We start from the raw sequence: 14,127 nt of genomic DNA on the forward strand, positions 1-14,127 counted from the left end.
ACGCGCATGCGCACGTCAATCCAGCCTTGAAACGCCAAACGGCCGCCGCAGGGTCCTCGGGATCCCGGCGCCGGCCGTTTGGCTCGACTGCGTTCAATCAGAACTTGACGCTCAGATTTGCCTTGACGCTCTGGTCGCTGACACCACCGCCGAATTGGCCTGTGTAGGTCAAGCCGAGTGTCGCCTCGGGCGCGACGGCGAAATCAAGGCCGGCTTCGATCACCGCAGAATTCTCGGCGATCGGGACACCGGCGATGGCAAATGTGCTCGCTGTCGAGAAGCCGTTCGACGACAGCGGCAAGGTGTCGCCGAAGGCATGTCTCCAGCCGATGGTGCCGCGGGCCGTCGCCAGCACGCCGCCAAGGTCGAAGCTGGACGCTGCGCGCAGGCCAAGGGTCGTGAACGTCGTGTCCTGCGAGGCGTCCTTGCCGATGAGAGCGGCAGCGCCACCCCGCTCGACAAAGCCGTCGCGGTTGAGATGCACATAGGCCAGGTTGGCAAACGGCTCCAGATCGACCGACCCGGCCTTGAAGGCATAGGCGAACTCGCCAAAGACCTGGCCTGTCCCGGCGCTGTAGTCGGCAGAAAGGCTGTCCGTTAAGCCAGGGAACGAAACGGTGCGGCTCGTCTCGATGTCGTGCCAGCTAAAGGCGGCGCCGGTTCTCAGCGACGCATCGCCCCAACGTCCACCGGCATAGATCCCGAGATGATAGTTGTCGGAGGTTGCCGACGAGAACCGCGCGTCGATGTCCATCGAGGACCGCGAGTAGCCGGCAAGCGCGCCGACGGTCCATTCGTCCACCTGCGTATCGGCACCGACGAAGAAGCCACCGATGGAGCGATCCGCCTTGGCGGCATTGCCGTCACCATCGATTCGTCCCCAGGAACCGAAGCCCTGGCTCCAGAGCGCAAGTTCACCGCTGTCGATCGCGCCGGTGATCTCGCTCGATTGCTTCGCCGCCACCGTGCCGAGCACGGTGCGCAGGCGATCGTTCGCGGCATCGCGCAGGAACCGGCTGTCCTCGATCAGGATCGACTGGAACGAGCTGTGCACTTCGCCCGAAAGCAGATCGAAGGCCCTGCGCGCCGCTTCTGGCGTTGCGGCAAAGGCGACCGCGTTGAAGATGGGATTGCCCATGCCCAGACGGTCGATCCCGCCACTGGTGGCGATCTGGTTGCGGGTCTGGGCGACGCTGGCAAAGCTGAGATCGTTGCGGGTCAGCTGCAGCGACAGGTCGTTGCCGTCGCCGCCGCTGTAATCGACGGTCGGATCGAGGAACACCAAATTGTCGACGATCGACGCAAACGTGCCGGTGATCGCCCCGGAACTCGTCTTGTCGATCAGGATGAACGGGCCGTTGACCGGGTTCCAGCTCGCCGCCGTGTTGGGGGAGAGCAGGAGATCAAGGGTCGCGCCGGAGATATCGACGCTGCCCGATACGAACAGCTTGTCGGTGGCCGTGGGCGTGCCTTCGATCTGCAGCACGCCGTTGTTGGTGTAATTCCCGGCGATCGTCTGCGTTCCGATCGAGTTGCCCGGAGCATGGACGCCGCCAGCCTGGACGGTCGTGTTGCCAAGCGTGCCGGTGCCGCCGAGACGCGCTCCGCGCTGGATGGTGGTCAAGCTGGAATGCGCCAGAGAGCCGTTGACGATCAGGTCGCCCGACGCAATGTTGGTCGCACCGGTAAAGGTATTGATACCCGTCAAGGTCAGCTTGCCCGTGCCCGCCTGGGTCAACGTGCCGCTGCCAGAGACCGCCCCGGCATAGGTCACGTCGTTCGAACGATTGTAGATCAGCGCGCCATCGTTGGTGATCGAACCAACGAATTTGCCGCTGCCGCCGATCCAGCCGGTCGTGCCACCATTGCCGAGCTGCAATGTGCTGCCCGTGCCGATCGTCACCGCACCGGATGTGCTGTTGTTGGCGGTGAGCGTCAGCGTGCCCGTACCGATCTGCGAGAACGAGCCGGGACCTGTGATCGAACCGCCGTAGGTCAAATTGCCCGCGCTGTTGAAGACGAGCGCACCGAAGTTGGTGACGTTGGATGCCAGGCTTCCGCCGGCACCGCCGTTGCCGATCTGCAGCGTGGCACCGGACGAGATGCCGGCGCCGCCAGTAAAGCTGTTGGCACCGCTCAGGACCTGGGTGCCGGCACCGACCGAGATGCCGCCTGCGCCGGTGATCGCACCCGAGAACGTGCCCGTGGCGTTGTTGATGATGAGCGTCTTGCTACCGAGCACAACCTGCCCGCTGCCGGCAAGCGACTTGACCTGGGCCGAGGCCGCCGCCGAGACGTCGAAGGTGCCATCGGCCGTCAAACCGCTCGAGGCATTGATGCGGCCCTGACCCGAAAGCGCGAGCGTGCCGCCTGCCGCAATCGACGTCGCACCCGTATAGGTGTTCATGCCCGTCAGCGTCAGCGTGCCGTTGCCGACCTTGTTGAGCCCTGTCCCGGTCGCACCGTTCTGCAGCACCGAGCCGATCGTGGTGGCAACGCCGTTGCCGACATTGATCGTCGCCGCCGTGCCGCTCGCCGGGTTGAAGGCCAGCACGCCGCCATTGATGGTGTAGCCGCTGCCGTCGGTCGTGGCAGAAAACTGCAGCGTGTCGAAGCCCTGCGTGCCGACGACATTGACGGTGCCGCCGGTCGCGCCGGCAAAGACGCCGACCGATCCGCCGAAGCTGCCGTTGATGTTGGCGCGCCCCGGTGCACCGGTCCAGTTGGTGCCACCGGATGTCCAGGTGCCGGTGCCGCCGTTGACGGTGCCGTTGCCCGTTGTGTCCGCGCCGTCCCAGAAGTGCATCGTCTGGCCGGCGCCGAGCACCGACAGATTGACCTGCTTGGCAATCCCCGTCTGGACCTGATGGCTGGCAACGGTGAAGCTCGGCGCCGTCGATGTCGCAGTCGTCGTCGCAAAGCTGCCCGACAGCGTGCCGTCATACTCGAACAGCCGGTAGTAGCCGGCCGACGCGACTTGCGCGTCCAGCGCGCCGCCGAGCGTCAGGTTGCCGCCGACCTTCACCAGATCGTTGCCGGCCGCACTGCCGACGAGGCCGGGCGTATTCAGCTCGAAAACCGAATTAGAGCCGGCATTGAGCGTCAGATCGCCACCGATCGTTATCGTGCCCGGGCTGTTTCCCGCCGAGAGCGTGCCATCGACCGTGACGTTGCCGCCGATCCTGCCCGATCCGCCGAGTGTGCCGGCCGAGCCGACATGAACGTTGCCACCAAGCTGGCCGTTGACATAGGTCGTGCCGGACGTCACCGACGTTGCACCGGAGAACAACGAGCTGTCGCCCGTCAGCGTCAGCTTGCCGGTTCCCGCCTGCGAAATCGTGCCGTTGCCCGAGACCTTGCCGGCATAGCTGACATTGTTCGAGCGGTTGTAGATCAGCGCGCCATTGTTGGTGATCGAGCCGACGAAGTTGCCGGTGCCGCCGATCCAGCCTGTGGTACCGCCATTGCCGAGCTGCAGCGTGCTGCCCGTACCGATCGTCACCGCTCCGCGCGTGCTGCTGGTCGTCGTCAGCGTCAGCGTGCCGCTGCCGATCTGCGAGAACGTCCCGTTGCCGGTGATCTCGCCGCCATAGGTCACGTTATCGGAACGGTTGAAGATCACCGCACCGCCGTTGGTAATGTTCGACACGAGCGAGCCCCCCGTGCCGCCATCACCGATCCGCAGCGTTGCGCCGGTATTCGTCCCTGCACCACCGGTAAACGTGTTGGTACCGGTCAGGACTTGCGTACCGGCCATGACATTGATGCCACCGGTGCCGTTGATCGCGCCCGAAAAGGTACCCGTGGCGTTGTGGATCATCAGATATTGGCTTCCAAGCGTGACCTGTCCGCTGCCGGCGAGCGACTTGACCTGTGCAGAGGCGGCGGCGGAAACGTCGAAGGTGCCGTTGGCCGTCAATCCGCTGGAGGCATTGATGCGTCCCTGGCCCGACAATGCCAGTGTGCCGCCCGCGGCAATGCTCGTCGCGCCGGTATAGGTGTTCATGCCCGTCAGCGTCAGCGTGCCGCTGCCGGATTTGATGAGCGAGCCGTCACCAGTAATCGTATTGCTGATCCTACCGTTGCCGGTCTGGTCGATCGTCAGGCTGGCGGAATTGTTGATCGCGATGTTGCCGGAAAGACCTGGGCTCGCCGCAGAGAACCGGAACGTGTTAGCGCCACCATCAAAGGTCAAGGCGTTGGCGGTCCCGCCGTTACCGCCGATGATCGAGCCCGACGCGCCCAGGGTCACGTCCAGGTTCCGGCCGAAGATGCCGGCTCCGTGCACGACGCCGGTCCCGCCGCTTCCGGCCACGCCGCCCGTCACGCTGCCGCTGTTGATGATCACCGTCCCGCCGTTCAGAGCGCTGATGCCGTGACCGCCGTCACCATTGTATTTTTCGAGAACGTGCCCGCCAGCGCCGGCGTTACCGCCGTTGCCGCCCGTCACGTTCGTGTTCACCGTCAATGTGCCGCCACCGACGAGTGCCGCACCATCGCCGCCGTCACCGCCGCTGCCCCCGATTCCGATTCCTGATATTGTCCCACCGGCACCGCCGTGTCCGCCCCGTCCGCCGGACACTGCCGGTCCGGAGATGCTGTCTGTTCCACCGGAGGCAACAATACGGCCGTAACCGCCGGCGCCGCCGCCACCGCCGTCCCCGTTCGGAGACGTGCCACCTTCGCCACCGCGGCCAGCGACATTGCCGACGCTGCCGTGCGCACCGCCGCCGCCACCCGCACCGCCGCCAAAGTCGCTGCCGTTGCCGATGCCGCTTCCGCCGGTTCCTCCGTTCGGGCTGCCGCTGGTGCCGCCGGCACCACCAGTGCCGCCAACCCCGGCGCCGCTCTGGCTTCCCGCGCCACCGGCCGCACCCGGCCCGCCGCCGCCGCCACCGTTTCCGGAATAGGTCGCATTGCTGCCAGGCGTCCCCTGCAGATTGCCGTCGATATCACCGCCGGTACCGCTCGTGCTCCCACCGGCGCCGCCCTTGCCTCCTGCATGCGCCAGCGGCACGGCTGTGGCCATGCCAAGCGCCAGACCCGAGGCTGCAAACAACCACAGAGCGGTACTGCTCATCAGCGAGCGCTGACGCCCCGCTGCAGACCGACGCGATGGCGGCCGCCGGTCGTTGCGCTCTTCGCTCTCACGCCCGGCTCCCAAGCCCTGATTCTGACAATTGATTTTTTTCAAAGGCTTGCCCTCCGCCCCGCACCCCTAAAATTCTCCAGGGTGCTGGCTGACACGACAACCCTACAGCGACAACGCCTTATCGACGAAGCAACCTACGGGTTCGACGAAACGACAAACCGCGATATCAGCCACTGTGGAAAAATCTCAGATTCCGAGACGACTGCGCAATTCCTGCCTGTAGGGGCGGGATACGGTCCAGGTTTCGCCTGCCCTGCGCAGACGCACGGCCCATGCCTGTTTGGTCGGACCGGAATGACGGTCGAGCTCGGTCACGTGCGCCAGGTTGATCACCGCCGTCCGATGGATGCGCAGGAAGTTCGCCTTGGGCAGCAGACCGATCCAGAATGAAAGCGGACGAAGATCCAGGACCGCGGCTTCGTCCTTCAGCCAGATCTGGGTGTAGTCCTTGGCGGAGCGAAGCCCGACGATCGAAGACAGCGGCACGCCGCGGGTGCGTCCCGGCATATGCAGATGGACGACCGGGTCGGTCTCGGCGGACGGAATGGCGCCCGCATCGTCCCGGGCGCCATATGTCTGCGTGCGCCCGTAGCGTGCGATCCCGATCAGCTTTGCACAGCGGACGAGTTGGTGGATTTCTTCGATCGGCCACCGACGCAACGCCCTCGTCGCATCGAAGCCGATACAGCCACGCAACCTGCCCTCGTGAAAGACCGGGACGCAGAGAACGCTCTTGTCGTTCTGACGAAGCATTTCCGCCTGAAGCGCCCGCGCCGGACGCGGTAGCCTTGCGACATCGTTGATCATGACTGCCTTGCCGGCCACCAGCCACTGATGCAGCCAGCCGATCATCGTCACCGGCGTCTGCTGCAGGTCATCGACATGGGACGACACGCCGCCTCGCACCCATTCGTCGGTGTTGCGGAAGCGCAGAAGATCGTCGCTGTATTCGAACATCCACGCCCGGTCGGCGCCGGCAAGCTTGCCGGTTTCCTCCAGGATCGCGGCGATCGCCGTTTTGGCCGGCGAACCGATGAGGTGGGTGGCAGCCAGATAGGCCCAGTCGTGTGTGGGTTGTCCCACGGCAGGGCAAGGCGGCTCGTTCGTCGCGATCAGTTCGTAGGGCGGCAGGCCTATGGAATGATCGGACGGGTGCAATTGCTCATTCATGACGCTCGATAGCTAAAGGCGAAAAGGAATCGCTCTGTAAAATTTCGGGTTTCCCGGCAATCCGGGTCGTAACAGCGGCAGTAAAGCCAGACGTGACCGAGAGGCGGCCGTGGACAAAATTCGACAAAATATTCGGTTATCGCGGTGCGATGGCCCCCCTCCATCGTCCAGTGTCGGCGCTCTTCGCCGTCGACATCCACCCGCGCGACCACTTGAATTTGTGGGGAAAACAAATGCAAGCCTAAACTGCATTGCCTCACGGAAACATTTTTGGGTCGGTTTCACGCGTTCCAGCGTCCCAGACCGGTTCTTGCCGGTGGGACGAGCACCACCAAACCATCCACGGCATGAAGCGCAGAGGGACCTGCCTGGCCACGAGACATGTTGCCAGCCAAGGGCGCGCGCTGAGATCTCCGACGTCCGTCACTGGCCGCTTCGACCATCGGAGCCGGCGGCGGCAAGGCGCGCCAGTCCCTTGCGGCGCTGGCGCGGTTCCTACCGTTTTCGCACCCACACCGCGCGCGCAAGACATCAAGCGCCGAGGCTGAAAGCTGCTACCTCAGCACCACACGCAAGGCGGCCTGCGTCTCCCTCAACAGCGGAAGGTAGCGCTCCACCATCTCGGCTGCGGCCACATGCGCTGCCGGTGCGCCGATGTTGAGTGCCGCAACGATCCGACCGCGATCGTTTTCGAGCGGCACCGCGATGGAACAAAGGCCGAGTTCCAGTTCCTGGTCGATCAGCGCGTAGCCCTGGTCGCGCACGCGGCGGAATTCGGCAACGAGGTCTTCGGGATCCGTCTTCGTATAGGGCGTGTTCGCCTTGAGGTTCGAGCGCGAAAGGATCTCGCGCGCCTCATTTTCTGGAAGTGCTGCGAGCCACACCCGCCCCATGGAGGCGCAATAGGCCGGCAGGCGCGAACCGGTCGTCAGGTTGATCGACATCACCCGCTTCTGCGAGGCGCGGGCGATGTAGACGATTTCGGTCCCGTCCAGCACCGAGGCCGAGGCGCTCTGGCCGGCGCGGTCGGAGAGCTGATCGAGATAGGGCTGGATGATCGTCGGCAGCGGCGTTGCCGAGAGATAGGCATGGCCGAGGCGCAGGATCTTCGGCGTCAACGCGAAGAACTTGCCGTCATAGTCGGCATAGCCAAGCTCGGAGAGGGTCAGCAGCGATCGGCGCACCGTCGCCCGGTCGAGCCCGGTGATCTTCGACGCCTCGGCGATCGACAGTTTCGGCCGCGTTTCATCGAAGGCTTCGATCACTGCCAGCCCGCGCGCAAAGCCGCTGACGAAGTCTGTTTCCCGCATCCCTGCCTCCCCAATCATCCCGTTCGATTTTGTGCGATATACGAACAAAAGTCAAATATCGCACAAAATATTTGACCGAGCCTTTCGATCGGCGCTTATTGGCATCCGGAAGAGGAAGGCGCCTGCCGCCCACCGGGCGACGAAGGCCAAGAGATCACTGAGATGAAGAGAGGAAACATGGCGAAGATCGTTTCGCTCGCCGAGGCCGTCGGCGACAATGTCAGGGATGGCGACACCGTCGCCATGGAAGGCTTCACCCATCTGATCCCCTATGCCGCGGGCCATGAGGTGATCCGCCAGGGCCGTAAGGACCTTTATCTGGTGCGCATGACGCCCGACATTCTCTACGACCAGCTGATCGGCGTGGGTGCGGCGCGCGGCATGAAGTTTTCCTGGGGCGGCAATCCCGGCGTCGGCTCGCTACATCGCTTCCGCGACGCGGTCGAAAACCAGTGGCCGCGGCCGCTGGAGATCGAGGAGCACTCCCACGCCGCCATGGCCAACGCCTATGAGGCGGGCGCTGCCAACCTGCCGTTTGCGACGTTGCGCGGCTATATCGGCGCCGACCTGCCGAAGGTGAACCCGAACATCAAGTCGGTCACCTGCCCGTTTACCGGCGAGGTGCTGGCCGCCGTGCCGGCGATCCGCCCCGATGTCACGATCACCCATGCGCAACGGGCCGACAGGAAGGGCAATGTGCTGATCGAAGGCATCGTCGGCGTGCAGAAGGAGGCGGTTCTTGCCGCCAAGCGCTCGATCGTCACGGTGGAGGAGATCGTCGACGAGCTTAACCCGCCGTCGCCCAATTCTCTCGTACTTCCCAGCTGGGCCGTCACATCTGTTGCCCATGTTCCGGGGGGCGCCTTCCCATCCTATGCGCACGGCTACTACCCGCGCTCCAACGCCTTCTACATCGGCTGGGACGAGATCGCCCGCGACCGCGACAGCTTCACCGCATGGATCAAGGAAAACGTGCTCGACGCCCGGCCGGAAGATTTCGCCAAGCATGCCGGCAGCAAGCCGGCAAAAGCGGCTTGAGGGAGGATAGGATGAGCGATTTTACCCCAACCGAAATGATGACGATTGCCGCTTCCCGGGCGCTTTCCAACGATGACGTCTGCTTTGTCGGCATCGGCGCGCCGTCTGCGGCCTGCAACGTCGCGCGGCTGACGCATGCGCCTGACATCACGCTGATCTACGAGAGCGGCACGGTCGGCACCAAGCCGGACGTGCTGCCGTTGTCGATCGGCGACGGCGAGCTTTGCGATACCGCGCTTTTCACCGTCTCGGTGCCGGAGATGTTCCGCTACTGGCTGCAGGGCGGACGTATCACGACAGGCTTCCTCGGCGGCGCGCAGATCGACAAGTTCGCCAACCTCAACACCACGGTCGTCGGCCCCTACGACCACCCGAAGGTCCGCCTGCCCGGCGGCGGCGGGGCCCCGGAGATCGCCTCCAACTGCGGCCGTATCTTCATCACCATGGCGCTTTCCAAGCGCGGCTTCGTCGAGAAGCTCCCCTTCATCACCTCCATGGGCCATGGCGAAGGCGGTGACCACCGCGAGCGGCTGGGCATGAAAACCAAGGGACCGACGCGCGTCATCACCGATCTTTGCATCCTGGAACCGGACCCGCGGACCAAGGAACTGACCGTCGTCTCCATCCATTCCGGCGTGACGCGCGAGCAGATCGTCGAGAATTGCGGCTGGTCCATCAAGTTCGCCGAAGAGGTGATCGAGACGCCGGCACCGACGGAACTGGAACTCAAGACCCTCCGCGACATCAACGCCCGCACCAAGAAGGCCCACCAGGGCGACAGGGAGGCTGCGTGATGGCCGAGGCTTTCATCTGCGACTATGTCCGCACGCCGATCGGCCGTTTCGGCGGCTCGCTTTCCTCGGTCCGCGCCGACGATCTCGGCGCGGTCCCACTTCGCGCGCTGATGGAGCGTAATGCCGATGTCGATTGGGACGCCGTCGACGACGTGATTTTCGGCTGCGCCAACCAGGCGGGAGAGGACAATCGCAACGTTGCGCGCATGTCGCTGCTTCTGGCCGGCCTGCCCGTCGGCGTCACCGGCACGACGATCAACAGGCTCTGCGGCTCCGGCATGGACGCTGTCATCGCAGCAGCGCGTGCCATCAAGTCGGGCGAAGCCGAGCTGATGATCGCCGGCGGCGTCGAGAGCATGTCGCGCGCGCCCTTCGTGATGCCAAAGGCGGATACCGCCTTCTCACGCAATGCCGAGATCTACGACACGACCATCGGCTGGCGCTTCATCAATCCCCTGATGAAGAAGCAATACGGCGTCGATTCGATGCCGGAGACCGGCGAAAACGTCGCGGCGGACTTCCATGTCAGCCGCGAGGACCAGGACGCCTTTGCCGTTCGCAGCCAGGCGAAGGCCGCGGCAGCGCAAGCCAACGGCCGGCTGGCGAAGGAGATCGTCTCGGTAACGATCCCGCAGCGAAAAGGTGAGCCTGTTATCGTCGATCGCGACGAGCACCCGCGTGCCACCACGATGGAAGCGCTCGCCAAACTCGGCACGCCGTTCAGACAAGAAGGCGGCACGGTGACGGCCGGCAATGCCTCCGGCGTCAATGACGGCGCGACCGCACTGATCATCGCTTCGGAAGCAGCGGCGAAGAAATACGGCTTGCGTCCAATCGCCCGCATTCTCGGAGGTGCTACCGCCGGCGTACCGCCGCGCATCATGGGCTTCGGCCCGGCTCCGGCATCGAAGAAGCTGATGGCCCGCCTCGGGCTCACGCAGGCCCAGTTCGACGTCATCGAACTCAACGAGGCGTTCGCCTCGCAAGGGCTCGCCACGCTTCGCGACCTCGGCATTGCCGACGACGACCCGCGTGTCAACCGCAGCGGCGGCGCAATTGCGCTCGGCCACCCGCTCGGCATGTCCGGCGCCCGCATCACCGGCACGGCAGCACTCGAACTACAGGAGACCGGCGGCCGCTATTCGCTGTCGACCATGTGCATCGGCGTCGGCCAGGGCATCGCGGTGGCGCTCGAACGGGTCTGAGCACGGAACCAATTGCCGTCTGAAAAGCAAAGAGCCCGACCTTTTCAAAGGCCGGGCTCTTTGATTCGAGCGATTGAGAAGCCGGAGGTAACCAATGTCTCCGTCATTCCTGTGCTTGTCACAGGAATCCAGCAGGCCCAAGTCTTTGGGCCGAAAGAGTCTCCTGACCCGACGGACGTCGGGTCGCTGGATCCCCGCCACGAGGGCGAGGGTGAGGCAGATTGTGTGGCTCTCCCGCCAAACACCACCGTCAACGTCCGAAGCGGCCACTCGGCCCTCTGCTATTCCGACCAGATCGCGACGTCGACCGGGCCGAGCTTGCGGCCGCCGACATGGAAAGTTGCGCCCGCAGACGCCGGCACGTCCACGGCGGTCTTGCCGTAGTTGAAGGCGAAGGTGAGCTTGCCGCGGCGGGTGATGCGCAGATCGCCAAGATCGGCGAGCGCCTCGACCGAAGCCCAGCCGAGCGCATCACCGATCACCTTGTCGAGCAATTCGCCCCGCGCGCCGGTTGCCATATAGCGCGCCTTGTCGTTGCCGACGAGCGCCGGGGCACCGTTGCGGTAGTCGCCCTCGAAGGTCGCAAGCACGGTTTCGCTGGTGCGGACCGTTTCGCGCCAGACGCCGGCCGGATAGGTCTCGTTGCCGTAGAGCACACTCTCGCCGTGGAATTCCGGCAGCGACTCGACACGCGCGACACTGACGTCGATCAGCGCGGCGAGCGGTCCCGGCGGCAGGCCCTCGGGAATATGCATGTCTTCGGTCTTGCTGCCGCTGCGCGGTCCGAAGAGCACCTTGGCGCCAGATGCGGCAAGCTTCTGAACGAAGGCTTGATCCGGAATGACAAGGTCCGGCGCCAGCACCAGCTGGTAGCCTTCGAGGTCCGAGTGCTGGCCGATGATATCGACGTCGACGCCGAGGCGGGCAACGGTCGAATACCAGTCGAGCGCGATCTGCGACGCCAGATAGGTGCGGCCCTGCGGCAGAGCACGTGTCGCCCAGCGCGAATTGTAGTCGAGCAGGAACGCGACCTTGGCCTTCTCGCGACGTTCGCCCTTGGGCAGGCGCTTCATCTCGTCCGCCACCTGCGCGACTTCGAGATAACCCTGGTCCGCTTCGCTGTTCGGCAACAGCAGGCCGGCATGGAACTGCTCCTGCGCAAACGGCACCTGGCGCCAGCGGAAATAGGAGACCATGTCGACACCATGAGCATAGGCGAGCCAGGTCCACAGCCGCACCATGCCATCAGCCGGCGACTGGTTGTGCGAAGCCCAGTTCACCGGGCCTGGCTGCTGCTCCATCACCCAGACGCGGCCGTTGCCGACGGCACGGTAGAGATCGTGGTTGAAGGCCGGCTGGTCGGGATCGCCGACGCGCAGGTAGCGACCCTTTTCTTCCGAGGAGAGGCGGCCGTTGAGCAGCCCGCCCATCGGATAGACGTCCCAGGAGGCGATATCGATGTCTTCGCCGACCTTGTAATGGTCGAAGTCGGTGTTCTGCGACATGAAATTGTGAGTCACCGGACGACCGGGCGAGTGCTTGCGGATGATGTCGACCTGCGCCTTGTTGAAGCTCTTCACCTGGTCGGAGGAGAAGCGGATGTAGTCGACGATATGGGTCGGGCTCGGCTCTTCGACGAGGTTGTTCGGAAGCTCGATCTCGTCGAAGCTCAGATAGTTCATCGCCCAGAAGGCCGTGCCCCAGGCGCGGTTCAGCTCCTCGACCGAGCCATAGCGGGCCTCGAGCCATTCGCGGAAGGCGCGCAGCGCCTCGTCGGAATAGCTGTAGATCGTGTCGTGGTCGCCGTACTCGTTGTCCGTCTGCCAAGCATGGACGAAGGCGTTCTTGCCATAGCGCTCGGCCATGGCTTCGGAAATGCGCGCGGCCTCGATGCGATAACGGCGGCTGGAGAAGCAATAGTGGCGGCGGGCGCCGAATTTGCGCACCACGCCCTTGACGTCGACGGGCAGGATGTCCGGATAGCGATCGATCAGCCACTTCGGCGGTGCGGCGGTCGGCGTTCCCAGAATAACCTTAAGACCGGCCTTGCCGAGCACCTCGATCGCGTCGTCCAGCCACTCCCAGTGGAATTCGCCCGAGCGGGGCTCGATCTTCGCCCAGGCGAATTCGCCGATGCGCACCCAGGCAAGGCCGAGCTCGACCATACGGCGGGCATCCTCTTCCCATTTTTCGCGCGGCCACTGCTCCGGATAGTAGCAGACGCCGAGTTCCAGCATGTCGGTCTGCTGCTCTTTGGCGTTGAAGCGGTTCGATCTCGTCAGGGGCATGTGCACGGGTCCGGTCCTTCGTCATGTCTTACGGCCGGTTGGGTCCGGCCTCAGGTTTTGTCAGTACGGCCTCGAATATAAACGTTTATATTCAAAGGCATGAATGAGCGCCCTGCGCGGGCGCGAAATTCGTCAACGGTTCGGGTTCAGGCGGTCGTCGCAGCGCTCGATCAGGTTCGGCATGAGCAGCGTCTGCAGCGCCTCCGGCGGCTCGCCCTCCATGCGCCTGAGGATATAGGCGCCGAGCAGGCTGCTCGGCTCGCTGATCGGCAGGTAATAGGTGGTGATCGGCGGCGCGAAATACTGGCTGACATTGAGATCGTCGGTGGCGTTGATCACGGCGTCACGCCCGTGCACCAGACCACGCTCGTGGAAACCGGAGAAGGCACCGAGCGCCGAGGCTTCGTTGGCGCAGATATAGGCGGTCGGCGGGTTGCTGAGCTCGGACATGGTCAACACGTTCTCGCGGCCGAAGGCCGGCGTCAGGCGGCCATGGGCGACGAGCGCCGGATCGTAGGGAAGCCCCGCGACTTCGAGCGCGTGTTTGTAGGCTTCGAGCCGCGTGATGCCGTAGCTCAGGTCCGACAGCGGGTTGAGCAGCGCGATGCGACGATGGCCGCGCTCCGTAAGCCGCGCCATCGACACCCGGATCATCTGCTCGTTGTCCGCATCGACATAGGCATGCGGCGCATTGTGAATGCTGGTGCCGTAAGTGACGAAGGGGAAATCCGCCGCCTGCATGGTGCGAATGCGCGGATCGTCGGCGCGCGTTCCAGAGATGATGATGCCGTCAGCCTTCTTCAGCGACACGATCTGCTTGATGACCGCCTGGCTCTCCTCGAAATTGCGCACAGCATAGAGCGAGACGCGATAGGGGCTGTCTTCGAGCGCCCAGGAAATGCCGCTCAGGAGCTGGGCGTATTCGACGCCTTCCCATTCGTTCTGCTTCGGGCCAGGCGCGGTCATGATGGCGGCGACCTGATAGGTCTTGCCGGTGCGCAGTTGCACGCCGTGCATGTTGAGCTCATAGCCGACGCGCTCGGCCGCCTCGATCACGATCGCGCGCGTCTCCGGGCGAACCTGAGGCGAATGCTTCAGGGCCTTGGAAACGGTGGCGATGGAAAGCCCCGTCTCCTGCGCAATGGTCTTGATCGTCGGTCTCTGCATGGC

At 64.4% G+C, this 14,127-nt stretch carries 8 protein-coding genes; 3 read left to right on the plus strand and 5 right to left on the minus strand.

All coding sequences use genetic code 11. The annotated features are described in order from the left end of the window. Positions 1-97 precede the first annotated feature (97 nt). The 3 genes from OKW20_RS07985 to OKW20_RS07995 form a co-directional block, all read right to left on the minus strand. Complete coding sequence (locus OKW20_RS07985) at positions 98-5,080, minus strand: autotransporter domain-containing protein (RefSeq protein ID WP_429171341.1); 4,983 nt, start codon at positions 5,078-5,080, stop codon at positions 98-100. 258 nt (positions 5,081-5,338) lie between these two features. Next, positions 5,339-6,322, minus strand: a complete 984-nt coding sequence (locus OKW20_RS07990; RefSeq protein ID WP_429171343.1) for a GAF domain-containing DNA-binding protein — start codon at positions 6,320-6,322, stop codon at positions 5,339-5,341. Between the two features lie 554 nt (positions 6,323-6,876). Continuing rightward, positions 6,877-7,632 carry an IclR family transcriptional regulator gene (locus OKW20_RS07995; RefSeq protein WP_429171345.1) on the minus strand — a complete coding sequence of 252 codons (756 nt, stop codon included), beginning with the start codon at positions 7,630-7,632 and terminating at the stop codon, positions 6,877-6,879. A 177-nt stretch (positions 7,633-7,809) separates the two neighbouring features. Between OKW20_RS07995 and OKW20_RS08000 the strand changes: the two genes are divergently transcribed. The 3 genes from OKW20_RS08000 to pcaF are packed head-to-tail and all read left to right on the plus strand — an operon-like array spanning position 7,810 to position 10,669. Beyond that, complete coding sequence (locus OKW20_RS08000; RefSeq protein ID WP_429171347.1) at positions 7,810-8,670, plus strand: CoA transferase subunit A; 861 nt, start codon at positions 7,810-7,812, stop codon at positions 8,668-8,670. Positions 8,671-8,681: 11 nt separating this feature from the next. After that, positions 8,682-9,464 (plus strand): CoA-transferase subunit beta, encoded by a 783-nt coding sequence (locus OKW20_RS08005; protein ID WP_429171349.1) that lies wholly within the window; start codon positions 8,682-8,684, stop codon positions 9,462-9,464. Continuing rightward, positions 9,464-10,669, plus strand: a complete 1,206-nt coding sequence (gene pcaF, locus OKW20_RS08010; protein WP_429171351.1) for a 3-oxoadipyl-CoA thiolase — start codon at positions 9,464-9,466, stop codon at positions 10,667-10,669. Before OKW20_RS08005 ends, pcaF begins: the two co-directional genes overlap by 1 nt. Positions 10,670-10,950: 281 nt before the next feature. On the opposite strand, the gene OKW20_RS08015 is transcribed toward pcaF, so the two are convergent. Together OKW20_RS08015 and OKW20_RS08020 are read right to left on the minus strand one after the other, a co-directional pair. Further along, positions 10,951-12,963, minus strand: a complete 2,013-nt coding sequence (locus tag OKW20_RS08015; protein ID WP_429171353.1) for a beta-galactosidase — start codon at positions 12,961-12,963, stop codon at positions 10,951-10,953. Positions 12,964-13,089: 126 nt separating this feature from the next. After that, positions 13,090-14,124 (minus strand): LacI family DNA-binding transcriptional regulator, encoded by a 1,035-nt coding sequence (locus OKW20_RS08020; protein ID WP_402325034.1) that lies wholly within the window; start codon positions 14,122-14,124, stop codon positions 13,090-13,092. Between the last annotated feature and the right edge of the window lie 3 nt (positions 14,125-14,127).

Source organism: Ensifer sp. LBL (genome assembly GCF_050435225.1).
In the GTDB taxonomy this organism is placed as follows: Bacteria; Pseudomonadota; Alphaproteobacteria; order Rhizobiales; family Rhizobiaceae; genus Ensifer.